Raw genomic sequence first — 20518 nt, forward strand, 5'->3', positions numbered from 1 at the left:
TTCTCCGTAGGTATTAGTATCGCGATTACCCGACCCAGTTCACAAATGCCTCGGGGGCGGCGCGGGTGGTTCGGAAGCAATTTGCGGGGTGATCGGTGTCGGCATAGCCAAACGAGATCGCACACAGGATCAAGCGGTCGTCGGCAATATCGAAATAACGGTGCAGGAACGGGCTATAGCTGGCCAGTGCCGCCTGTGGAATGGTCGCCACCCCCAAGGCCTGCGCCGCAAGGGCGAATGCGGTAACGAACCCGCCACAATCCAGCGCGCCGTAAGATCCAAGCTCGAGCGGGCTTGAAATGATCGCGCAATGCGGCGCACCAAACAGCGCGAAATTCTGCATCATCTGTTCGGCAGATGCGGCGCGGTCGCCGCGCTGTACCCCGACTGCCTCGTACAGCGCCCAGCCACATTCGCGTCGGCGGTCCCGATAGACGCCGGAATAAGAGGTCGGGAACGGCAGGTCGGGTTCGTGTGAGGCAGTTTGAACCTCGTCTTGCAACGCCTTGCGGAAGGCGTCGGTTTCAGCCCCGCTGGTGACAGTGACCTGCCAGGGTTGCGCATTGCACCAGCTGGGCACGCGGGCTGCGCTGGTCAGGATCTGTTCGATCTGCTCTTTCGGAACGGGATCGGAGCGAAACGCACGGCAGGAATGGCGCTGGTCCAGCAATCTGTTCAGATCGGATAGCGTCACACTGACCTCCCCTTCGGTGTTGACGACGCGCAAGATGACGCCTGCGCTTGGGATGTTCAAGCGATTAAAACACCGACCCGGTTGATTGCTATTGCTGGCCCGTTGCCACCAAGTAACCGACCCCGGCCGCAACCAGCAGGCCCAGTGTAACAGCAATCGTGACCTTGATCGCAGACCAGGGGCGTTCGCCTTGAACGCGCCCAGTGCGGCCGTTCACGACAAACCGATAGGTCTTGCCCCGGAACTTATACGCGGCCATCCAGACCGGCAGCAGGATATGTTTGAAGGTGACATCGTGCACATCGGTGTCGACCGCATGGATGCGCTGACGGTCGCCGCCGATATCAAACCGCACGTCGCGTTCGATCACGCGGGCCATATGCGCGCGGGCCTGCCCATAGCCTTCACGCAGCTCGACCGTGTAGGCCTCTGCCCGAAATCCAGCCAGATACTCAGGCTGGTAAGGTTCAAGCGCGGGCAGATCCCATGGTTCCAGGGCGTCGGTATATGATTTGGGCAAGGATTGAGACGCCAAAACCAGCACATCGTCAAAGAACCGCGCGACACGGCCGGATTTCGGCGACCACCGCACCTTGGCCACCCGCTGCTGCACGCGCTTGCCGTCGCGCATGACCGTTCGGGTTTCATAATAAACCGTGCCCCGCTCACCCCGATAAGAGGATTTGGTGTCCGCGTCAAAGGTCCAGTAGGGTACATAAATTCCCTGCATCTTACGCCCCTTGCGGGCATAGTCTTTCAACCCGTTGGGCGCAAACCACAGCCGGCCCAACCATTCGGTCATGGCAGCGTGGGCGGCGCGTTCCTCCAGTGCAAAGGGCAGAACGCCGCGCGGCTTGATATGTCGGTTCACGCCGGTATCCGTCACCACCGGCGTCGCACAGAACGGGCATTCCGCCGCGTGGGTGTCTGGATCAAACTCGACCTGAGCGGCGCAGTTCGGGCAGGACAGAACGCGGGTTTCCTCGATCTCGCTGTCAGGCAAGCGGTCGGCGATGGCGGCGTCGAAATCCAGTTCTTTCAGACTGGCCCCGCCCCACGGTCCTGCGCCGATGGCCTCGGAATGGCCGCAATGGTCGCAGGTCAGGGATCCGTCGCCGGGATTGAACCGGTAGTCCGCGCCGCATTGGTCACAGGGAAAGCGGTGTTCTTCTGTCATTTAACAGCCCTACGAAAAATTCACGCCCCCGGCGGTGGAGGCGGCAGGATCGTGAACAGCTGCGCCAGCTCCTGCACGTCACCGGCCTTTTTCCAGCCATCCTGACCGGCGGTCCAGACATGCGTGTCGCGCGTTAGCTCTCCGTCAGCGGCCATGCGACCCATCTTGGCTTTGGAAAACGGTCCGCTGGTTTGACCATCCACGGCGATATGCCAGACATGCTCGACCGGCGGCGGAGGCGGGGGTGTCACATGCGCCGAGGGTTGCGGGGCAGCGGGGGCGGAACTGCCCCACGGGCCGCCCGGCTGACCCGCTGCCATGTTTGACATCTGCTGCGCCATGGCCATTCCCATACCCATGCCAAGACCCGCGCCCATGCCGCCGCCCTGACCAGGGTTGTTGGCAGCTGCCGTCATGGCTTCGGCTGCGGAATACTGAGTGAACTTGCCCAAATCGCCCGCCAAACCCATCGAGGTGCGCTTATCCAACGCTGCTTCAACCGCGGGCGGTAGTGAGATGTTCTCGATATAGAACTCGGGCATCTCCAGCCCATAGCCATCCAGCACGGGTGAGACTTCGGCGGCGATCAGTTTGCCCAGATCGGCGGTGTTGGCGGCCATGTCCAGAACCGGAATGCCCGAGCCCGCAATCACGCGGCTGAATTCCTGCACGATGATGTTGCGGATCTGAAAGCTGATCTCATCCATGGTGAATTCGCCATCAGTGCCCACAATCTCGACCATGAACTTTGCTGGGTCCTTGATCCGAACCGTATAGGTACCGAAAGCCCGAATGCGCGTGGGTCCGAACTCGGGATCGCGCAGCATGATCGGGTTCTTGGTGCCCCATTTCAGGTCGTTGAACCGGGTCGTGTTGACGAAATAGACCTCGGACTTGAACGGAGATTGAAAGCCGTGATCCCAATGCTGCAAGGTCGTCAGGATCGGCATGTTGTTGGTCTCAAGCATATAAAGACCCGGGGTGAACACATCTGCCAACTGCCCCTCATGCACGAAAACGGCGGCCTGACCTTCGCGCACTGTCAGCTTGGCGCCGTATTTGATCTCGTGGCCTTCACGCTCGAACCGCCAGACCATGGTGTCGCGGGTGTCGTCGACCCAGTGAATGACGTCAATGAATTCTCCGGTCAGAAAATCGAAAATGCCCATTGGGGTCTCCTTTTCTTGGGCCTAAAGCGGCTGGCCCATCAATTCACGCGCAATGATCCGCACCACGGGGCGCGCGTCTTCGGCGGACACGCCGGGTTTCAGGCGCGGATCGTAAAGCATGGTCAAAAGTTTCTCGTCATGGCTGGTCAACAGCGCGAATTCGTCGTCGTCGTTGAAAATCGACGGTCGCGCCGCCGGGCTGTCATTAGACAGACCCAAACCTTGCGCGATCTCTTCATGAATGCAGCTAAGCCGGGTCAGATCCGGCAGCTCGGCCCGGATCAGCGTGACCGCGCGCACGAATTTGAAAGGCGCACTCGGGGTTTGTGAGGCAAAAACCAGACAGTCGATATTCGAACGCGGATTGGCCACCAGATCCAGCAGCGGCGCGCTGATCCCCGGCACCAGCTCTTTCAGGCGTTTGACCACATAGGCACTGTCATCCTTGCCCGCAAAGAAGACATGAAAGTTAGGTTTGCGCGTCACGACCGAAATTGGATGACCCGTCACCCGCGCCAGCCGTGTGGCAAAGGCATCGACCAGTGCCGCATCGGCCACGCGTGTGTCTGGGGCCACCGAAGGGGCAAATTCAGACTGTATGCGCACCGGGCCTGCCCAACGGCTGAGACGCCCGTCCGTTTGCGGGCTGCGGATCGTCACCGTGTGGTCGGGATATTCGCTGTAAAAGGCAATAGCCTCGAAATTGCGCGCCAGATCGTCCGCGTCATAGGGCGTATCGGGCCCGCCGCCGTCAATGCGCAGCATCCCTCGGGTCAGCAGATCGCCCTCGACCCGCTGATAGAACCGGGCCAGATCCTGACTGGCCGCTGAGGGCGGCACATAGGCATTGGCCGCAGGGAGCGCCGGTGCCGCAGGGGCTTGCGGTGCCACAGACGTGGTTAGGGCCTCGTCACAATTGGCCAGGGCCAGCAACGCAGCCAGCCCAAGAGCAGGTTTGACCAGGGCGCGTAGGGTCACGCGAATCAGCCCGGTACGGCGGTACCGGCATTGTCGCCGATCCCATCCTTGCGGGCCTTAGCGGCGGCCAGCGTGTCGCGCAGTTCGGTCTCCATCTTCTGCAATTCCTGCTCGGCGGCAGCGCGTTTCGCCTTGCCCTCATCCGCGATGGCGAGGCTTTCGTTGATGGTGCCGATGAGATCGGCATTGGCCTGTTTCACAGCTTCGATGTCGAACACGCCGCGTTCCATCTCTTCGCGGATCATCTTGTTCGACTGGCGCAGATTGGCGGCGTTCGAAGTAAGCAATTCATTGGTCAGGTCGTTGGCCTCACGCACGGCCGAGGCCGCCTCGGCGCTGCGTTGGATCGTGACAGCCTGCGCCAACTGCGTTTCCCACAGCGGTACGGTGTTCACCAAGGTCGAATTGATCTTAGTCACCAAGGACTTGTCGTTTTCTTGCACCAACCGGATCGAAGGCAGGGACTGCATCGTTACCTGCCGGGTCAGTTTCAGGTCATGCACGCGGCGTTCCAGATCATCCCGTGCGGCGCGCAGGTCGCGCAGTTCTTGCGCGCGCATGACCTGTTCGTCTTCCGGCGCGTCCCGGACGGCGGCCTCTTTTTCGGGGATGTCATGGCTGTCCAGCTCGGTCAGCTTTTCCTCGCCTGCCGCAATGTAAAGCGCCAGCTCGTCGTAAAAGCCCAGTGTCTTTTCATAGAGTAGATCGAGGGATTTGATGTCTTTCAGCAGCGTATGTTCGTGCGCCAAAAGGTCGTCGGTGATGCGGTCGATCTGACCCTGAACCTCTTCATACTGGGCGGTGAACTTGGCGAACGGAGCAGCTTTGCCCATCAGCTTTTCCCACCAGCTGCGTTCGCGGCGCACGTCCAACTCGCTGACGGAAAAACCTCGGATCGTGGTAACGATGTTGCGCAAACTGTCACCAGCGGGGCCCACATCCTTGTTGCGCACGTCGGCCAGCATCGCCTGGCTGATCTCTTGCAATTCCGCCTGCGCCGACGATCCGAAGGACACGATCGAGTTCGTGTTGTCCATGTCGATCTCATCCATTCGGGTGCGGATTTCGGCCTTGACCGGATCGTCCGCTTCTTCCAGCGGGACAACTTCGGACTGGGGTTCGGGTAGGGTCACAGCGGTGACCTCTTGTACCAGTGTTTCGGCTTCAACCGCCTTGTTCTTAATGTCGTCGGACATGGGAAATCCTTTCTCAAAAAATCCGGCTGATCATTTCAACCGGACGCCTTCGCGCTGCAACCGTTCGCGCAGCACGGCAATTTCAACCGTCAGATCGCTGCGGTCATCCAAAAGCATCTTGCGGGTTCGGGCCGCGAAATTCTGCTCCAGATCGTCCAGCAGGGCCGTGAAATCGGCCATCGCCTGCGCATCCCGCGTGCGGGCATAGACATCGGCAAATTTGACGGTCGCATCCCGTGCGCCTTGCAAATAGACGGTCAGATATTTGCGCGCGCCCGACAGGTCACGCGGGTCATCCTCGACCGTACGAAACAGATCGCGGGCGGTGTCCTGAAATTGCTCGACCCGCGCCTCGATCCGGCGGTCGCCTGCGCGCTTAATGGCGTCGGTCATCTCGGTCAGGTGCTTTTCAGCATCTTCCACAACCCGCGCCACGCGATCTTGCTGGAAGGTATCGACCCCCTCCATCCCCTTGTCTTTCAGCGGGTCAAGTCCAAAGGACACCGCGTGCAGTGCTGTCGCGGCTGCTCCGAAAAGAACGGGGGCGAGCAAGCTCGCCTGAGCCGCTGCATCCACCAGTTCCGAGCGGTAGGCGGCCAGCGCTGTGCCAAGCCCAGTCAGGACGCTGGCAAAGATCTTTCGCGGAATCGCCGGACGCCGCGCTGTGCGGCGCGCGTTATAGGCGGCCTCGGCCCGCAGCCCTTCGCGCAGTAAGAAGGCAGCTCCGGTCAGGGTTGCGGCGGCGATCAACCCGACGGTCATGCCGATGGCACCATCGTTCAGGGACAAAAACACCAATGGGATGGCGGGTAGAAACAACAGATTGGCGCGCGCACCGGCAGGTTCGACCCGTGCGCCGTCGAACTGCCCGCGCGACCCGCTCTCGGACGTGGATGCGTCACCTGACGGGCTGTATTTTCCGCCAAATCTTTTGGCCATGGTCTACAGCCCCCCTAGAAGGCCGGTGCAAACACCAAATAACAGCGCCAAAAGGGCGGCATAGGCCAGTTTCTGTACTCCGGTGCCGGACATGAGAGCCCCCAATGACAATGCTCACGGAAAATTTAGGGCATGAGGGGCCTTGGCGCTAGGGGGAAGGTTGCCTAACCCGCGTCACTTGCGTGATTTCTTGCCGACCGGAGGCCTGTTTCGCTGAGGTCTGGTCGGGCGTTTGACTGGGGCTTCGGGTGCGGGGTCCAGTCCAAGCTGGTCACGCATGACCCGGCGGCGAATTTCCTCGACCTCGCCCGGCTTTAGATTACCCAGCTGAAACGGGCCGTAAGACACACGCAGCAAGCGGTTCACGGCATAGCCGATATCTTCCATCGCGCGGCGGATTTCGCGGTTCTTGCCTTCGCGCAGCCCGATGGTGAGCCAGGCATTGGCGCCCTGCTGGCGGTCCAGCGAGACATCCATGGGCAGGAAGCGCTCACCGTCGATCACCAAGCCCTTGCGCAAAGGGGCAAAATCTTCGTCCTTGGGGCGACCGTTCACCCGCACGCGGTATTTGCGCAGCCAGCCAGTTGAGGGCAGTTCCAGCTTGCGCTTGATGCCGCCATCATTGGTCAGCAGCAGCAAGCCTTCGGAATTCAAGTCCAGTCGCCCGACACTCATGACGCGGGGCATGTCCTCAGGCAGGTTGTCGAAGATCGTCGCGCGACCCTTTTCATCGCGCGTTGTCGTCACCAATCCGGAGGGCTTGTGATACAGCCACAGGCGCGAGGGTTCCGGTTCGGACACCGGCTTGCCATCCACAGTGATCCGGTCCTTGCTGGTGACATTCAAGGCGGGGCTGGTGATGGCCTTGCCATTCACGGTCACACGACCGGCTTCGATCATGCGTTCGGCTTCGCGGCGCGAGGCGACGCCCGCGCGGGCAAGCACTTTGGCGATCCGGTCGCCGGGAGGAGGGGTTTTGGTCATCCGCAGCCCATAGCGCATCCCGCCGGCTTGCGAAAGACAGGTTTCTGATGCAGTCAGAGGCATGGCGTTCAAGTCCTTTATGAACATCGCGCTGGAACAGGCCCGCGCAGCTGCCGATCGCGGAGAGGTTCCGGTGGGCGCTGTCATCGTGCAGGGCGACCGCGTGGTGGCCGCAGCGGGCAACCGCACGCGTGAGCTGAACGACCCAACGGCGCATGCCGAGATTCTGGCGCTGCGCGCGGCTTGTGCTGAGTTGGGGTCCGAGAGGCTGCCCGATCATGACCTCTATGTCACGCTGGAGCCTTGCGCGATGTGCGCCGCCGCTTTGTCTGCGGCGCGTATCCGGCGCATTTACTATGGCGCGGCCGATCCGAAATCGGGCGGGGTGGCGCATGGGGCGCGTGTGTTCACGCATCCTCAGGCGCATCACGCGCCGGAGGTTTACGATGATATTGCGGGGCAAGAGGCCGCCGACTTGCTGAAGGCCTTCTTTGCCGCGCGACGTGATCCTAAAGCGTGATCGGTTTCATCACCTCGGGTTCGATCACATCAACGCCCGGCAGTCCTTCGATCAGCGTCTGGGCAGTTTGTTCCAGGATAGGGAAGGTCTTGTAGTGGCAGGGAATCACGGTTTTGAAGTTGAAATACCGTTTGGCCGCGTACGCCGCGCCTTTCATGTCCATGGTGAAATGTCCGCCCGCTGACAGGATGCCGATATCGGGTTTGTAGTAATCGCCCATCCAGTCCATATCGGCCATGATGTCCGTATCCCCCGACACATAGAGCATGTGACCATCGCCCGCGATCATGAACCCGACCTCACTGCCGCCGGTACGCAGGCCGTCGGGCGTGGAAAAGGTCGAGCTGTGCGAGGCCGGAACCATCGAAACCATCACGCCGTTCAGGTTGACCGTGCCACCTTTGTTGAAGCCAACGGTCTCGATCTCTTCAGCTTCGCTCCAATACCCCATCAGATCGTATTGGCCGACTACCGGAATCTTGAGGCGCTTTGCCAGCGAGACAACATCAACCACATGGTCGAAATGCGTATGCGTCAGAAGGATATGTGTCGCACCATCCAGCGCCGCGTCGTGCTGGTCTTCGGGCAGAACCGGATTACCGGTCAGCCACGGGTCGATCAACAGCACTTGTCCTCCGGTTTCGATGCGGAAACTGCCGTGGCCCAGCCAAATGATATTCATGAATAATTCCTCCCAATCAGACTGTTGGCTTTACCCTAGCATCGGCTATGTAAAATTCTATGGACTGGTTTCAGGAAATTGACAGCTATTGCGAGCGCTTGTCGCCCGCCTATTGGGCCGAGCCCATAAACGCCGTGACCAACGCAGCCTTTCTGATTGCCGCTTTCATCATGTGGCGTCGGGTGCGTGGGCAGGGGATGGCGCTGGCAATGGTGCTGGTGGCGATTTTGGCGGCGATCGGCGTGGGTAGCTATCTGTTTCACACTCATGCGCAGGTCTGGGCCGCCATGGCTGACGTGCTGCCGATCGTGCTGTATATCCTGGTCTATATCTTTGCCATCAACCGTGATGTCTGGCAGATGCGACCTGCTTTTGCCGGAGCCGTAACCGCGCTCTTTATTCCCTACGCTGCCGCGACGGTGCCACTGTTTCAACTGGTGCCGGGACTGGGCGCGTCATCGGCCTACGCACCGGTCCCCTTACTGATTCTGATCTATGCCTATCTGCTGCGCCATCGCGCCCCCGGCACGGCCAAGGGGCTAGCCATCGGCGCAGCCATCCTGATCGCCTCGATCACGTTCCGCGCGCTGGATGAACCAATCTGCGGCCACCTGCCGTTGGGTACGCATTTCATGTGGCATATCCTGAACGCCACCATGCTGGGCTGGATGATCGAGGTCTACAGCAGGCACATGACCCGCACGGCTTAACCCCGAAAGGCGTCGGCAAGGTCAGCGGGCAGGTCGAATTCGCCCAATACCCGCGCGCGACCCTCAGCCGACATCTTGCGGGCAGTCTTTTCGACGATGCTCAGGATTTTCTCGGCAGAGTGTTTTTCGGCAAAAGGCGCGAAGTACCACTTTAGGAAGACGAAACAGATCACATCTTCCAGCGCTTGAACCTCGGCATCGCGCTTGATGCCTTGTTTGCGCAGCATCCGCCGGGCCGCGTCGATGTCGTCTGCACCATATTCGCCAAGCTCCATGAGACCGGCCACCACCTCGGCATGATGTTCGGCTTGCGCCTTGCGCCAGGTCAGATAGCCCGCGCGCCCTTCGGGGTATTCGCTGCGCGCCAGTTTCCACCGTTCGACATGCTGTCCACGCGCGGCGATCTGCAACGGGTCTGATGCGTCAGGGAACAGCCGGTCCAGCTCGGCGCTCATCCGCTGGCCATAAAGCAATGCGGCCGGCTGACCGTCTTCAAGGGTAGGGTCTTGGGTATTGGCCGCGTCGATTGCGTCCAGAACGGCTTGCTTGCGGGTGGTCATCGGGGGCTCCGTCGGATGAGACATCTTTCGAGCATCGTAACGCGTCATCACGCTAAGCGCAGCACATGATTGTAAAAACCCGGGTCGGGAGGAGGAGTTCCCGACCCGGACGAAGGGGTCACATCACTTACCAACCTTCGTTTTGTCTTGCGAGACAGGCTCTGCGACCGTTTCGGGGAAGTTCAGGTCGCGAGTCAGGCTGTCCATGGTCGGCCCGAATGCCTGTGCTTGGGCGGCCAGAACGGTCGAGGCCAGTACAAGGGCGGTCATGAACGTTTTCATCGTCTTTCTCCGATATAGCGTTTCCGTGTAAATGAAATGAACAGTACAGTTTAGTTTTTCAAGGGCAAAAATGAACTAATTGGTTTACTTTTATGCATGACAGCTATGCGGAATTGATGGCGCAAGGGCGCCGTCTGGGCCGGGACAGGGGAAAACAGGCCTCTGCCGCTCTTGCGACCGGGGCATCAGACGGGTAAATGCCCCCTAACGCACAAGAGGTTTTCCGATGTCGATTGACCAAAGCACCGCCGCCAAGGTGGCCAAACTGGCCCGGATCAAGGTCGAGGATGACGCGCTGCCCGCGCTGGCGTCCGAGTTCAACACCATCCTTGGGTTCATCGAGCAACTGAACGAAGTGGATGTCGAAGGCGTCGAGCCCATGGTCTCGGTCGAGCCGATGCGCCTGAAACGGCGCGAGGATGTGGTCACCGACGGAAACCAGCAGGACAAGGTTCTGGCCAACGCCCCCGACGCCCGCGAAGGCTTTTTCGCAGTCCCCAAAGTGGTGGAGTAAGACATGAGCGATCTGAACAAACTGGGCCTGGCCGAGGCCCGCGATGCGCTGCGCAAGGGTGATGTGACCTCGGTCGAGCTGACCGAATCCTGCCTGAAAGCGATTGATGACGCCGACGCGCTGAACGCTTTTGTCCACAAAACGCCCGAGATCGCGCTGGAGCGCGCCAAGGCCGCGGACGCACGCATCAAGGAAGGCGACGCGCCTTCCATGTGTGGTCTGCCGATCGGCATCAAGGATCTGTTCTGCACCAAGGGCGTGCCCTCGCAGGCGGCCTCGAAGATTCTGGAAGGCTTCAAGCCGGAATACGAATCCACTGTGTCTCAGCAACTGGCCGATGCCGGTGCCGTGATGCTGGGCAAGCTGAACATGGACGAATTCGCCATGGGCTCGTCCAACGAAACCTCGGTTTACGGCAATGCGGTCAGCCCGTGGCGGCGCGGCAATGACGACGCGCAACTGACACCTGGCGGCTCGTCGGGAGGTTCGGCGTCTGCTGTGGCTGCCGACCTTTGTCTGGCGGCAACCGGCACCGATACCGGCGGCTCGATCCGTCAGCCTGCCGCTTTTGTTGGCATCACCGGCATCAAACCCACATATGGCCGCTGCTCGCGCTGGGGCATCGTGGCCTTTGCCTCCTCGCTGGATCAGGCCGGTCCGATGACCAAGAACGTGCGCGATGCTGCGATCATGCTGGAAACCATGTGTGGCCATGACCCCAAGGATTCAACCAGCGCCGAGCTGGCCGTACCCAACTTCGAAGCGCTGCTGACCGGCGATATCAAAGGTAAAAAGATCGGTATTCCGAAAGAATACCGCATGGACGGAATGCCCGCCGAGATCGAAAAGCTTTGGGCCGATGGCGCCGAGATGCTCAAGGCTGCGGGGGCCGAGATCGTTGACATCTCGCTGCCGCACACGAAATACGCGCTGCCAGCCTATTACGTGATTGCTCCGGCCGAGGCGTCCTCGAACCTCGCCCGTTATGACGGTGTCCGCTATGGCCGCCGCGCGCATCTGGCGCAAGGCGATGGCATCACCGAGATGTACGAGAAAACCCGCGCCGAGGGTTTTGGCCACGAGGTACAGCGCCGCGTGATGATCGGCACTTATGTGCTGTCGGCTGGTTTCTACGACGCCTATTACAACCGCGCACGTCGTGTTCGCACCCTGATCAAGAAAGACTTTGAAGACGTCTTCGCCGCAGGTGTCGATGCGATCTTGACCCCAGCCACCCCTTCGGCCTCGTTTGGTCTTGGCGAGATGACCGAGGCCGATCCGGTCCAGATGTATCTGAACGACGTCTTCACCGTCACCGTGAATCTCGCCGGTCTTCCGGGTGTTTCAGTCCCCGCCGGACTGGATGCGCAAGGGTTGCCGCTGGGTCTGCAACTGATCGGTCGCCCTTGGGAAGAGGGTGATCTGCTTAATACGGCCTACGCGCTGGAAAACGCGGCAGGCTTTGTGGCCAAGCCGGGCAAATGGTGGTAGGTCTGGACGAAGGCAAGACATCGCAACACGGAGCAGCAGGATGCGCATCACGCTTCTGATCCCCGCACTCGGGCTTGTAACCGCCTGCAATACGGTGGCCCCCATTCAGGGCGCCGGGTTCAACACACCCTCCTATCAAGCACAGCGCGAGGCCGCGCTGACGGGGCAGGGATATACGGGCAACCCGCTGACCGGTCCCGTAGATGTGTCTGAACAGGCTCTGGGTGCGCCGGGCTCCGCGCTGCCCCCGACAGGTGAAAATGCCGACTTGGCCTCGGCCACGGCGGCAGCTTTGGCCAGCACGTCCAATGCGCAGCCAGTGGGCGGCTTTGATCCGGCCACGACGGCCCCGGTTCAAACCGCGATCCCAAGCAACAACACCATCTCTGACGAACAGGATTTCGCCGCTGTATCCGACCGACGCACGATCGAATCGGACGCGGCCCGGATCGAGCAAAACCGCCAGACCTACGAAGTGGTCGCCCCTACCGCGGTCCCGCAGCGTGGCACCGACGGACAGCCTAATATCGTCCAATATGCGCTGAATACATCCAACCCGGTCGGAACACAGCTCTACAGCCGGGCGGGGTTCAACCTGCAGGCCAAAGCGCAGCGTAACTGCGCCAAGTTCCCCTCGGCGGATCAAGCGCAGATCGAGTTCCTGTCCAATGGCGGCCCGCAACGCGACCGCAAGGGTCTGGACCCGGATGGGGATGGCTATGCATGCAGCTGGGACCCAAGCCCGTTCCGCAGTGCCGTCGCAAACTGAGCTGAGCCCGATCTGGCACCCGTCGCCCAACTTTGGCGCGCGACGGGATAGCCTGAAACCCAGCCTGATCGTCCTGCACTATACAGCGATGAGCAGCGCGCAAGCCGCGCTGACCCGCCTGTGCGATCCGCAATACGAGGTCTCGGCCCACTACCTGATCGGCGCAGACGGAACGCTCTGGCACATGGTGCAGGAAACAGACCGTGCGTGGCATGCGGGCGCGGGGGAGTGGATAGGGCAAAGCGACATAAACTCGCGCTCCATTGGGATCGAATTGGATAATCGCGGCGATCACCCCTTTTCCGATCCGCTGATGACCTCGCTTGAGGCCCTGTTACCTGCCATCATGACCCGCTGGAATATCCCCGAAACCGGCATTATTGGTCATTCCGACATGGCTCCGGGCCGCAAAATCGACCCCGGCTCCCGCTTCGACTGGCAGAGGTTGGAACGCCGGGCGCTCGCCACCCGCCGCGGCAACAGCGCCCCCCCGCAAGACAGCTCGCCTGCGTCCTTCCGCGCCTTTGCCCAAGCGGCCGGATACACCGCAGACGCGGATGACAAAACTCTCCTGTCAACAATCCGCCTCAGATACCGCCCCTGGGCGACCGGACCCCTGACCTCCGAAGACTTCATTCCCTTGATGCCGCCTGCCGCTAGCGCATGATCCGCCCTTCATCTGGCCAAAAATATCCCGGGGTTGAATTGGCCGCAGGCCAAGAAGGGGTTGGCCCCTTCTACCCACCGATCAACTCTTGACGCCGCTGGGCCCAACGCCTAACCCATCCCACGCGCGGAGGGCCGGATGGCCGCTGGGGCCCAAGGGCCCGAGAGGAAAGTCCGGACTCCACAAGACAACGGTGCCGGGTAACGCCCGGGCGGGGCAACCCGACGGAAAGCGCCACAGAAATCAGACCGCCACACGCGTGTGGTAAGGGTGAAACGGTGGGGTAAGAGCCCACCGCGCCGCTGGCAACAGGGGCGGCACGGCAAGCCCCACCGGGAGCAATGCCAAATAGGGTCCCCGCGCGGGCCGGTCGGCGTCCGCCGATACCGCCGCTAAGCCTGTCTTGGCCCAGAGGGACCGGGTTGGCAGCTTGAGCCGCGCAGCAATGCACGGCCTAGAGGAATGGTCATCGAAGGGGGCAACCCCGGAACAAGATCCGGCTTACAGGCCCTCCGCGCATATTCCGCTCTAAGCAAGCGGCAAGACCCCACGCCCGATCAGCCAGATACCGGCGATGATCAGCGCAACCCCGGTTGCCGGGACCAACCACCGCGCCTGGGGAAGTAGTTTCTCCAACCCGACATAAAGCGCGATACCGGCGATCCAATAGAGGTTCATCACGCCGCCAACGAACAGCAGCAGCATCAACGCCCAGCAACACCCCAGACAGTAAAGCCCATGCAACACGCCGACCCGAAACGCGCCATAGGGGCCTGGGCGGTTGTGGTCGGCCAGAAACCGCGCCGGACTGCGGCAATGGCGCAGACAGGCCGTCTTGAGGCTGGAAAGCTGATAGAGACCAGCGGCCAGCAAAACAGTACCTGCAAAGACCTCGGACCGGATCGTCATCATCGGCCCGTCCGACAGGCCGATCTGCTCCAACCCCCATTGGCTGCCGGTTGCGAGCATACTGAAGGCGGCCCATGCGACGAGATACCCACTTAGAAACAAAAGGCTCAGCCGGGTTGAGCGCGCCCGCTCAGATCCCATTCGTTTGATCGCCGTATACAGCAGCACCGTTGGTGCCGCGCTGGGTGTCATCATGGCAACCATCATGACCCACCACATCAGGAAGATCAGAATGCCATAGCTTAGGGACCAATGAACCTCACCGCCCATTTGCATCGGAGTGCCGATCGGTCCGGCCATCGCGGTCATATCAACCGCCGTCATGTTCATGCCGATGCCCGCAACCGTATACCAACAGGCAAACAGCACGATCATCAGAACGCAGAACAGCACGATACTGCCGTCACGACGCAGCACTTGCTCGACCACCCCAGGCGTGGGTGCAGATGGATTGGGTTTCATCTAAGCGCCCAGAACGCCATGGCCCGAGATATTCAGATGCGCCAGATGGGCATGGGTCGCATCAAAGCTCAGGCTGATCTCACCCCCATGGGTGGTGGTCGTGCCCGAGGCTGATTCTGCGTGTCGGTATTCGAACCCGTTGGGCAGCTGGATCGCCGCACGGTGCGGTTGACCTGAAACGATATGGGGGATCGGGTTGACATTTAGGTCGAAAATACCTTTGACCTTAGCATAGCCTGTGCGGTCCTCACGCGACCAGTCCAGTTCGATGGGCAGATACAGCGTCTCATGTTTGGTCGGTGCCATGGCGCTGTAAACATACCAGAAGGTCGCCATTTCGTCCGTGTCTTGACCGGTCATGATGGCTTGTAGAGCCGCACGTTGCGCGTCGCTGGCGCTTTCGTCGATGATCAACTGCATCTGACCGTTGCCTTCGTGAATCGGGCCGGGCCAGTAGTACACGCCAGCGGCGCGGACCCCGGCAAGGTCAGTGTCGCCGTAATGGCCGGACTCAATGTCATAGACGACAACAGCTTCACAGTTGCCATGGGTGGGAAGAACGCTGAACTGGCACGGGCAGCCGAAATTGCAGTTGCAATTGGCCAGCTCTTCAGCCTGAATTGTCCATTCTGTCATGATTGCCCCCAAGTAAATTTGCACAAAAAAGAACTACTCGGTCAGGGGTTGCCGTCAGATCTGTGCCTCAACTGTCGCGTCGATTTCCGACGTCTTGGTTTGACAAACTGGATGCACACTATCACGGAACCGTGATCTCGCCAAACGAGGGCAGGCTTGTTGTCGGAAACTCGATTGGAAAACTGCGCAATTCGGCCCGATTCCGGTTGACTCGGCTGCGCGACCGGGTAAAAGCGCACGCTCATAGGAATTCAACCGAAAGGCCCCTGCCTTTCCGGACGCAGGAGATAACCATGGCGAAGCCGACGACAATCAAGATCCGTCTGAACTCGACCGCGGGCACGGGCCACTTCTACGTGACCAAAAAGAACGCGCGCACCATGACCGAAAAAATGACCATTCGTAAATACGATCCGGTCGCTCGGAAGCATGTCGAGTACAAGGAAGGCAAGATCAAGTAATCTGCCGATCCGCTTGGACAGTTTAAAAGGGTTGCGCTACGGCGCAGCCCTTTTTTCATGTTCGATCGGCATCCAGTTGCGCTGAGGTCAGCACCTGTCCGTTGCAGCGGCGCATCAGCCACCTACGCATTCGAGTGAGGTGCGGGTTGCTTTTTGGGACACCTTGCCCATACGCTTCAGCTAACCGTTCCAAAATGTTGGCCGTCATGAAAAAAATCTTGTTATCCACAATCACCGTTCTGGCCCTTGCGGGCTGCGAAGATCTCTATAACCGTCAGGGCGTCGGCTTTGCTGGCCTTAGCGGAGAGCCCCGGACATCCTCGGACGTGCCGGGCACTGTCGCATTTGTTCCCGAGTCGCGGAACATCCCAGCTGATCTGGCGGAATTGACGCCGGTCTCGGTGTCGACAGGCGAGACTGAAGCCCAGAAAGTCGCGCGCGTCGCAATCGACAATGGCGGGCGCGGAGATAGCAACGCGGTTGTTCTGAATGGCTCGGGTACCAACTTGTTCCTAAGCACGGTCAATGTGAATGGCACGCCCTATGGCGTGCTGCGTACAGCTAACAACAGCACTCGCGTGGACAACGAAATCGGTGCCGCCTTTGGCCGGAACGCCGAACAGTTCACCGGATGCCTTCCCGCCGGAGACGTATTCCGCAAAGGTTCGTCCTCGCGCAGCTCGGGCTTCGCGGTTGCGTTGAACTGTAGCTGACCCCGGTCTGAGAGAACTCCAAAGCCCTCGCCCATCTGGGTGGGGGCTTTTTCTTTTGCCCGATAGGCCTTGGATCTTCAGGCGAAAATGAAAAAGGGCGGGTCAATAACCCGCCCTTTGTTTGATGTGTATCGGTTGCCTATTCGCGGTTGCCGAACAGTTGCAGCAGGAACATGAACATATTGATGAAGTCCAGATACAGGCTCAGCGCGCCCATGATTGCAGCCTTGCCCAACCATTCCTGATCGCCCGAATGGGCCATTTGCAGGTAGGTTGTCTTGATGTTCTGCGTGTCATACGCGGTCAGGCCTGCGAAGATCAGGACACCCAGAACGGAAACTGCGAAGGCGATAGCCGACGAGGCGATGAAGATGTTTACGACGGACGCAACGATCAGGCCGATCACGCCCATGATCAGGAATGTGCCCATGGCCGACAGGTCTTTTTTGGTCGTATAGCCATACAGCGACAGGCCGGCAAAGGCGATCGAGGTGATCAGGAAGACCTGAATGATCGACTGACCTGTGAAGACCAGGAAAATCCAGCTGATCGAAATACCCATCACTGCGGCGAAGGTGTAGAACACCAGCTGAGCCGCTGCCGCCGACAGACGGTTGATTGCTGCGCCAAAGCCGAACACAAAAGCCAGCGGGGCAAACATGATCACCCATTTCAGGGGCGATGTGAACAAGGTCGCGCCGAATTGGGTCAGATACGTGTTCGCGCTGATCTGATATTCGGTCGGAACGCTGGATACAGCCATGCCGGCAATCGCCCATGCAGCAGCAAATGTAATCAGCATGCCCACGGACATGGTGCCGTAGACTTTGTTCATATGGGCGCGCAGGCCCTCGTCAATCTGGGCAGCGCGCGCGCCGGCCGCCGTCCGGATCGTGTCAAATTGTGCCATAAAAGGGTCTCCCTTCGTTAATTCTTTGGTGCGTCTGCAAGCGAGACGCCTTCCCCGCAAATATCGGCAAGTGGGGGCTGTGTTTCAAGAGTTTAACGCTGGAAACTGGCTAAAACACGCAACAAAAATGGCGACCTGCTGACGCGGGTCGCCATTGATGAGAAAAAGATACATTCAGAAATCACTTTTGCCAGAAATCCGGCGCATCCCAAATGGGGCGATCAGCCTCGGCTTCGGCTTGTTCGCGGGTGATACCGATGTCTTTCAATGCGCGGTCGTCCAATCGGGCCAGCTTGTGGCGCTGGCGAAGCAGGGATAAGGCGTCCAACAGAGTCAAAATGGAAAACCTGCGATGCGGTTTGCAGCGGGATGTCAGTGCAATCTGGGTCATAGGTATTGTCCTTTCTTTTGTTTCCGATGGTTTTTAGAATTCCCATCAACTTCCTTGATCTATATGTCCCGATGTGACACATTTTAAAAATGAATATTTTTGACGGAACACATAAGGGATCGTGAAGATGCGAAATCTGGACATCACCACTCTGCGCTCATTCGTGGCCGTTGCCGATCAAGGCGGCGTAACGCGGGCAGCCGGTTTTTTGCACCTGACGCAATCTGCGGTTTCGATGCAGTTGAAACGGCTGGAGGAACTGCTGGGGCTTGAGTTGCTGGACCGCAGCGGACGCACGATTGCGCTGACGGCATCGGGGGAGCAACTGCTGGCTTATGCACGCCGCATGATTGCGTTGAATGACGAGGTGATCTCGAAGCTCACCGATCAGGCGTTCGAGGGCGAGGTCGTTCTGGGTGTGCCGCATGACATCGTTTACCCCGCGATTCCAAGGGTTCTGAAGCGATTCAACGCCGATTTCCCACGCGTGAAGGTGCAGTTGTTCTCGTCGTTTTCGATGCAGCTGAAAGAGATGTATAGGAAAGGCGAATGCGATCTGATCCTGACGACGGAATCAAACGCCGCGGAAGGGGCGGAAACGATTGCCGAATTGCCTCTGCGCTGGGTTGGCGCGCCGGGTGGGTCGGCATGGCGCAAGCGACCGATCCCCTTGGCTGAGGGGCGACGCTGTCTGTTTCGGCCCAAGGTCATCAGTGCACTGGACGGAGCCGATATTCCTTGGGAACTGGCCGTTGATTCCGAAGATGACCGCACCATCGAGGCCACGGTCAGCGCCGATCTGGCAGTCTCGGCCATGCTGGAAGGCACTGAGGCCGCCCATCTTGAGCTGATCGAATCGGGCGGCGCACTTCCCGATCTACCGGTTCAAATGATCAACCTTTACGGCGGCGACTCGGGTCGCGGGGAAATCATCGAAGCCCTGGCGGCGCTGGTACGACAGAATTTCCGCATCATGGCGGGGACACCGTTGAAGGCTGTCGCGGGCTAGGGTGTGATGACGACCTTGCCTGTGGCCGCACGGTCCCTCAGCAGTTGCAGGCCTTGCGCGGCCTCGGTCAGGGGCAGGGTATGGCTGATATGGGGTTTGATTTTCCCCTCCGAATGCCAGCGAAATAGGGTGGCGAAGCTGTCCTGCACGATCTGAGGGCGGAATCTCAGATAGCCGCCGATGTAAAAGCCGATGACAGTCAAGTTCTTGACCAGAAGGTGATTGGCGGGGATTTGTGGCACGTCGCCGCCCGCGAACCCGATGGGCAGCAGACGGCCCTCGGGATTAGTGGCACGAAAGGCGGCCTGGAACACGTCGCCGCCGATGGCGTCATAGACCACATCGGCGCCACCCAATTCCTTCACGCGCGACCGAAGATCTTCGGAGGCGTCAATCAGGTGATCGGCTCCTGCGGTGCGCGCGACCTCCAGCTTTTCCGCCCCGCGCGCCTGCGCAATCACCGTGGCCCCCATCAACTTGCCGATTTCGACAGCCGTCAATCCGACGCCACCAGCAGCCCCTGTGACCAGCAAGGTTTCACCCGGCTGCAATCGGGCGCGGTGATCCAGCGCAATGTGACTGGTTCCATATGCAATTTGGATGGCGGCGGCGTCCTCAAAGCTCGTCGAAGCGGGTAGGGGGATCGCACGATCTGCGTCGAACACCCCAAATTCCGCCAAACCGCCCTGACCTGAATAGACAGCCACACGATCCCCTACGGACAAGGTTGTCACATCCGGGCCAAGCTGATCGACAACACCAGAAATTTCCATCCCTTGCGTGAAGGGGGCTGAGGGGGTGTCCTGATAGGTGCCCTTCTGCATCAGCAGATCCGCGAAGTTCAGACCGCAGGCCTTGATGGCGACGCGAATCTGCCCCGGACCGGGGTCAGGGAGCGCGATATCGCACAGCTGAGCGTCCGCGCCTTTCGATGAGATTCTGTAGGCCAGCATAGAGGTGCTCCGTGATTTTGGGCGGAGTAGATTCGTTTTCTGGTTGAATTGTCAATCAGTGACCTTGCGCGCAAAAAACTGGCACGAACGCTAATATATACATAATGCAATAAACATAGAGGTATTATGTGTGCGCATCGCACAACCACAAATCCTTACCCTTGAAATCTTACTCAACCTTCTTGAAAAAAAACGCAAATAGGGCAATAGTGCGCTATGGTGCTGATTTGGGGGCATGTTCCAACTTAGTGAGCGGTTAAGAACTGCTCGTTAGTTATGCGATGATGAAATATATCGCACGTCCCCGGTAGTTGTGTAGTAGAGGAGAATACCAATGACCCATCACGTCGATGTCCATGTGGGCAAGCGCGTCCGGCATCGCCGCTGGCTGATTGGAATGACCCAGCAGCAACTGGCGCAGCAAGTTGGTATCAAGTTCCAGCAGATTCAGAAATACGAAACGGGTGCGAACCGCATCAGTGCGTCGCGTTTGTGGGACATCGCCGAAGCGCTGGATGTTCCGGTCAGCTTTTTCTTCGAAGGTTTGGAAGAGGCTGAGAAGGAAACCTCAAGCAAGAAATCGGTGCCTGCTGATCTGATGGGAGACAAAGAGGCGTTGGATCTGGTTCGGTCCTACTATGCGATCCCGGAAAACCAGCGCCGTCGACTGTTCGAACTGGCGCGTGTTCTTAGCGACGTTGCCTGATTAAGCGGGTTGACTTTGATGCGTGTGCCCCGCACG

General features: G+C 59.6%; 25 protein-coding genes and 1 other RNA gene. 11 read left to right on the forward strand and 15 right to left on the reverse strand.

The window, feature by feature from the left end; translation table 11 throughout:
• Nucleotides 1–25: 25 nt before the first annotated feature.
• From GOV80_RS08335 to GOV80_RS08365, 7 genes are all read right to left on the reverse strand, one after another.
• Nucleotides 26–694 carry a nitroreductase family protein gene (locus GOV80_RS08335; protein WP_170783945.1) on the reverse strand — a complete coding sequence of 223 codons (669 nt, stop codon included), beginning with the start codon at nucleotides 692–694 and terminating at the stop codon, nucleotides 26–28.
• 88 nt (nucleotides 695–782) lie between these two features.
• Nucleotides 783–1871: a TFIIB-type zinc finger domain-containing protein gene (locus tag GOV80_RS08340; RefSeq protein ID WP_170783947.1), complete on the reverse strand. Its 1089-nt coding sequence runs from the start codon at nucleotides 1869–1871 to the stop codon at nucleotides 783–785.
• Between the two features lie 20 nt (nucleotides 1872–1891).
• Complete coding sequence (locus GOV80_RS08345) at nucleotides 1892–3040, reverse strand: SPFH domain-containing protein (RefSeq protein ID WP_170783949.1); 1149 nt, start codon at nucleotides 3038–3040, stop codon at nucleotides 1892–1894.
• 21 nt (nucleotides 3041–3061) lie between these two features.
• Nucleotides 3062–4024: a DUF2927 domain-containing protein gene (locus GOV80_RS08350; RefSeq protein ID WP_408015510.1), complete on the reverse strand. Its 963-nt coding sequence runs from the start codon at nucleotides 4022–4024 to the stop codon at nucleotides 3062–3064.
• The gene (locus tag GOV80_RS08355) at nucleotides 4024–5214 is read right to left on the reverse strand and encodes a toxic anion resistance protein (protein WP_170783951.1); all 1191 of its coding nucleotides are present in this window, start codon (nucleotides 5212–5214) and stop codon (nucleotides 4024–4026) included. The genes GOV80_RS08350 and GOV80_RS08355 overlap by 1 nt, the downstream gene beginning before the upstream one ends.
• A gap of 30 nt (nucleotides 5215–5244) precedes the next feature.
• The gene (locus tag GOV80_RS08360) at nucleotides 5245–6153 is read right to left on the reverse strand and encodes a 5-bromo-4-chloroindolyl phosphate hydrolysis family protein (protein ID WP_170783953.1); all 909 of its coding nucleotides are present in this window, start codon (nucleotides 6151–6153) and stop codon (nucleotides 5245–5247) included.
• A gap of 174 nt (nucleotides 6154–6327) precedes the next feature.
• Nucleotides 6328–7200, reverse strand: a complete 873-nt coding sequence (locus GOV80_RS08365; RefSeq protein ID WP_170783955.1) for a pseudouridine synthase — start codon at nucleotides 7198–7200, stop codon at nucleotides 6328–6330.
• On the opposite strand from GOV80_RS08365, the gene GOV80_RS08370 reads away from it, so the two are divergent.
• Complete coding sequence (locus tag GOV80_RS08370; protein WP_170783957.1) at nucleotides 7199–7657, forward strand: nucleoside deaminase; 459 nt, start codon at nucleotides 7199–7201, stop codon at nucleotides 7655–7657. The genes GOV80_RS08365 and GOV80_RS08370 overlap by 2 nt on opposite strands.
• Here the strand turns inward: GOV80_RS08370 and GOV80_RS08375 are convergent.
• Entirely contained in the window at nucleotides 7647–8339 is a 693-nt protein-coding gene (locus GOV80_RS08375; RefSeq protein ID WP_170783959.1) for a metal-dependent hydrolase, read from the reverse strand. The genes GOV80_RS08370 and GOV80_RS08375 overlap by 11 nt on opposite strands.
• 59 nt (nucleotides 8340–8398) lie before the next feature.
• Here GOV80_RS08375 and GOV80_RS08380 point away from each other — a divergent pair, with 59 nt between their 5' ends.
• Nucleotides 8399–9049, forward strand: a complete 651-nt coding sequence (locus GOV80_RS08380) for a ceramidase domain-containing protein (RefSeq protein WP_170783961.1) — start codon at nucleotides 8399–8401, stop codon at nucleotides 9047–9049.
• Here GOV80_RS08380 and GOV80_RS08385 read toward each other — a convergent pair.
• Nucleotides 9046–9609, reverse strand: coding sequence for a DUF4202 domain-containing protein (locus GOV80_RS08385; RefSeq protein WP_170783963.1), 564 nt, complete (start codon nucleotides 9607–9609; stop codon nucleotides 9046–9048). The two genes, GOV80_RS08380 and GOV80_RS08385, sit on opposite strands and share 4 nt — an antisense overlap.
• Nucleotides 9610–9732: 123 nt before the next feature.
• Nucleotides 9733–9891, reverse strand: a complete 159-nt coding sequence (locus tag GOV80_RS08390; protein WP_170769114.1) for a hypothetical protein — start codon at nucleotides 9889–9891, stop codon at nucleotides 9733–9735.
• Nucleotides 9892–10117: 226 nt separating this feature from the next.
• Here GOV80_RS08390 and gatC point away from each other — a divergent pair, with 226 nt between their 5' ends.
• The 5 genes from gatC to rnpB all read left to right on the forward strand — a co-directional run bounded on the left by gatC (nucleotide 10118) and on the right by rnpB (nucleotide 13852).
• On the forward strand, nucleotides 10118–10405 hold the full coding sequence (gene gatC, locus GOV80_RS08395; RefSeq protein WP_170325838.1) for an Asp-tRNA(Asn)/Glu-tRNA(Gln) amidotransferase subunit GatC: 288 nt from the start codon (nucleotides 10118–10120) through the stop codon (nucleotides 10403–10405).
• A 3-nt stretch (nucleotides 10406–10408) separates the two neighbouring features.
• Nucleotides 10409–11896 carry an Asp-tRNA(Asn)/Glu-tRNA(Gln) amidotransferase subunit GatA gene (gatA, locus tag GOV80_RS08400; protein ID WP_170783965.1) on the forward strand — a complete coding sequence of 496 codons (1488 nt, stop codon included), beginning with the start codon at nucleotides 10409–10411 and terminating at the stop codon, nucleotides 11894–11896.
• Nucleotides 11897–11936: 40 nt separating this feature from the next.
• Entirely contained in the window at nucleotides 11937–12665 is a 729-nt protein-coding gene (locus GOV80_RS08405; RefSeq protein WP_170783967.1) for a hypothetical protein, read from the forward strand.
• On the forward strand, nucleotides 12616–13332 hold the full coding sequence (locus GOV80_RS08410; protein ID WP_170783969.1) for an N-acetylmuramoyl-L-alanine amidase: 717 nt from the start codon (nucleotides 12616–12618) through the stop codon (nucleotides 13330–13332). The genes GOV80_RS08405 and GOV80_RS08410 overlap by 50 nt, the downstream gene beginning before the upstream one ends.
• Nucleotides 13333–13458: 126 nt before the next feature.
• Nucleotides 13459–13852, forward strand: an RNA gene (rnpB, locus tag GOV80_RS08415) — RNase P RNA component class A.
• A gap of 8 nt (nucleotides 13853–13860) precedes the next feature.
• Here the strand turns inward: rnpB and GOV80_RS08420 are convergent.
• A complete protein-coding gene (locus tag GOV80_RS08420) occupies nucleotides 13861–14703 on the reverse strand; it encodes a DUF2182 domain-containing protein (protein WP_170783971.1) in 843 nt (280 codons plus the stop codon).
• The gene (locus GOV80_RS08425; RefSeq protein WP_170783973.1) at nucleotides 14704–15339 is read right to left on the reverse strand and encodes a DUF1326 domain-containing protein; all 636 of its coding nucleotides are present in this window, start codon (nucleotides 15337–15339) and stop codon (nucleotides 14704–14706) included.
• Nucleotides 15340–15632: 293 nt separating this feature from the next.
• On the opposite strand from GOV80_RS08425, the gene rpmG reads away from it, so the two are divergent.
• Together rpmG and GOV80_RS08435 are read left to right on the forward strand one after the other, a co-directional pair.
• Entirely contained in the window at nucleotides 15633–15800 is a 168-nt protein-coding gene (gene rpmG, locus GOV80_RS08430) for a 50S ribosomal protein L33 (protein ID WP_010441901.1), read from the forward strand.
• A 206-nt stretch (nucleotides 15801–16006) separates the two neighbouring features.
• Nucleotides 16007–16513: a hypothetical protein gene (locus tag GOV80_RS08435; protein WP_170769120.1), complete on the forward strand. Its 507-nt coding sequence runs from the start codon at nucleotides 16007–16009 to the stop codon at nucleotides 16511–16513.
• A gap of 139 nt (nucleotides 16514–16652) precedes the next feature.
• Here GOV80_RS08435 and GOV80_RS08440 read toward each other — a convergent pair whose 3' ends face one another.
• Together GOV80_RS08440 and GOV80_RS08445 are read right to left on the reverse strand one after the other, a co-directional pair.
• A complete protein-coding gene (locus GOV80_RS08440) occupies nucleotides 16653–17423 on the reverse strand; it encodes a Bax inhibitor-1/YccA family protein (protein WP_170769121.1) in 771 nt (256 codons plus the stop codon).
• A gap of 181 nt (nucleotides 17424–17604) precedes the next feature.
• On the reverse strand, nucleotides 17605–17814 hold the full coding sequence (locus GOV80_RS08445) for a DUF1127 domain-containing protein (protein WP_170783974.1): 210 nt from the start codon (nucleotides 17812–17814) through the stop codon (nucleotides 17605–17607).
• 127 nt (nucleotides 17815–17941) lie between these two features.
• On the opposite strand from GOV80_RS08445, the gene GOV80_RS08450 reads away from it, so the two are divergent.
• Nucleotides 17942–18823: a LysR family transcriptional regulator gene (locus tag GOV80_RS08450; RefSeq protein ID WP_170769123.1), complete on the forward strand. Its 882-nt coding sequence runs from the start codon at nucleotides 17942–17944 to the stop codon at nucleotides 18821–18823.
• Here the strand turns inward: GOV80_RS08450 and GOV80_RS08455 are convergent.
• Complete coding sequence (locus tag GOV80_RS08455; protein ID WP_170783976.1) at nucleotides 18820–19776, reverse strand: NADPH:quinone oxidoreductase family protein; 957 nt, start codon at nucleotides 19774–19776, stop codon at nucleotides 18820–18822. The two genes, GOV80_RS08450 and GOV80_RS08455, sit on opposite strands and share 4 nt — an antisense overlap.
• Before the next feature lie 334 nt (nucleotides 19777–20110).
• Between GOV80_RS08455 and GOV80_RS08460 the strand changes: the two genes are divergently transcribed.
• Nucleotides 20111–20482, forward strand: a complete 372-nt coding sequence (locus GOV80_RS08460) for a helix-turn-helix domain-containing protein (protein ID WP_170769125.1) — start codon at nucleotides 20111–20113, stop codon at nucleotides 20480–20482.
• Nucleotides 20483–20518: the final 36 nt, after the last annotated feature.

The sequence above is a fragment of the Ruegeria lacuscaerulensis genome (genome assembly GCF_013034685.1).
Classification (GTDB): Bacteria; Pseudomonadota; Alphaproteobacteria; order Rhodobacterales; family Rhodobacteraceae; genus Ruegeria; species Ruegeria lacuscaerulensis_B.

Coding starts and splice junctions, on each gene's coding strand:
- GOV80_RS08340 (WP_170783947.1), bottom strand. CDS start 1,871: ATGACAGAAGAACACCGCTTTCCCTGTGACCAATGCGGCGCGGACTAC.
- GOV80_RS08345 (WP_170783949.1), bottom strand. CDS start 3,040: ATGGGCATTTTCGATTTTCTGACCGGAGAATTCATTGACGTCATTCAC.
- GOV80_RS08355 (WP_170783951.1), bottom strand. CDS start 5,214: ATGTCCGACGACATTAAGAACAAGGCGGTTGAAGCCGAAACACTGGTA.
- GOV80_RS08360 (WP_170783953.1), bottom strand. CDS start 6,153: ATGGCCAAAAGATTTGGCGGAAAATACAGCCCGTCAGGTGACGCATCC.
- GOV80_RS08370 (WP_170783957.1), top strand. CDS start 7,199: ATGGCGTTCAAGTCCTTTATGAACATCGCGCTGGAACAGGCCCGCGCA.
- GOV80_RS08365 (WP_170783955.1), bottom strand. CDS start 7,200: ATGCCTCTGACTGCATCAGAAACCTGTCTTTCGCAAGCCGGCGGGATG.
- GOV80_RS08375 (WP_170783959.1), bottom strand. CDS start 8,339: ATGAATATCATTTGGCTGGGCCACGGCAGTTTCCGCATCGAAACCGGA.
- GOV80_RS08380 (WP_170783961.1), top strand. CDS start 8,399: ATGGACTGGTTTCAGGAAATTGACAGCTATTGCGAGCGCTTGTCGCCC.
- GOV80_RS08385 (WP_170783963.1), bottom strand. CDS start 9,609: ATGACCACCCGCAAGCAAGCCGTTCTGGACGCAATCGACGCGGCCAAT.
- GOV80_RS08390 (WP_170769114.1), bottom strand. CDS start 9,891: ATGAAAACGTTCATGACCGCCCTTGTACTGGCCTCGACCGTTCTGGCC.
- gatC (WP_170325838.1), top strand. CDS start 10,118: ATGTCGATTGACCAAAGCACCGCCGCCAAGGTGGCCAAACTGGCCCGG.
- gatA (WP_170783965.1), top strand. CDS start 10,409: ATGAGCGATCTGAACAAACTGGGCCTGGCCGAGGCCCGCGATGCGCTG.
- GOV80_RS08405 (WP_170783967.1), top strand. CDS start 11,937: ATGCGCATCACGCTTCTGATCCCCGCACTCGGGCTTGTAACCGCCTGC.
- GOV80_RS08410 (WP_170783969.1), top strand. CDS start 12,616: ATGCATGCAGCTGGGACCCAAGCCCGTTCCGCAGTGCCGTCGCAAACT.
- GOV80_RS08420 (WP_170783971.1), bottom strand. CDS start 14,703: ATGAAACCCAATCCATCTGCACCCACGCCTGGGGTGGTCGAGCAAGTG.
- GOV80_RS08425 (WP_170783973.1), bottom strand. CDS start 15,339: ATGACAGAATGGACAATTCAGGCTGAAGAGCTGGCCAATTGCAACTGC.
- rpmG (WP_010441901.1), top strand. CDS start 15,633: ATGGCGAAGCCGACGACAATCAAGATCCGTCTGAACTCGACCGCGGGC.
- GOV80_RS08435 (WP_170769120.1), top strand. CDS start 16,007: ATGAAAAAAATCTTGTTATCCACAATCACCGTTCTGGCCCTTGCGGGC.
- GOV80_RS08440 (WP_170769121.1), bottom strand. CDS start 17,423: ATGGCACAATTTGACACGATCCGGACGGCGGCCGGCGCGCGCGCTGCC.
- GOV80_RS08445 (WP_170783974.1), bottom strand. CDS start 17,814: ATGACCCAGATTGCACTGACATCCCGCTGCAAACCGCATCGCAGGTTT.
- GOV80_RS08450 (WP_170769123.1), top strand. CDS start 17,942: ATGCGAAATCTGGACATCACCACTCTGCGCTCATTCGTGGCCGTTGCC.
- GOV80_RS08455 (WP_170783976.1), bottom strand. CDS start 19,776: ATGCTGGCCTACAGAATCTCATCGAAAGGCGCGGACGCTCAGCTGTGC.
- GOV80_RS08460 (WP_170769125.1), top strand. CDS start 20,111: ATGACCCATCACGTCGATGTCCATGTGGGCAAGCGCGTCCGGCATCGC.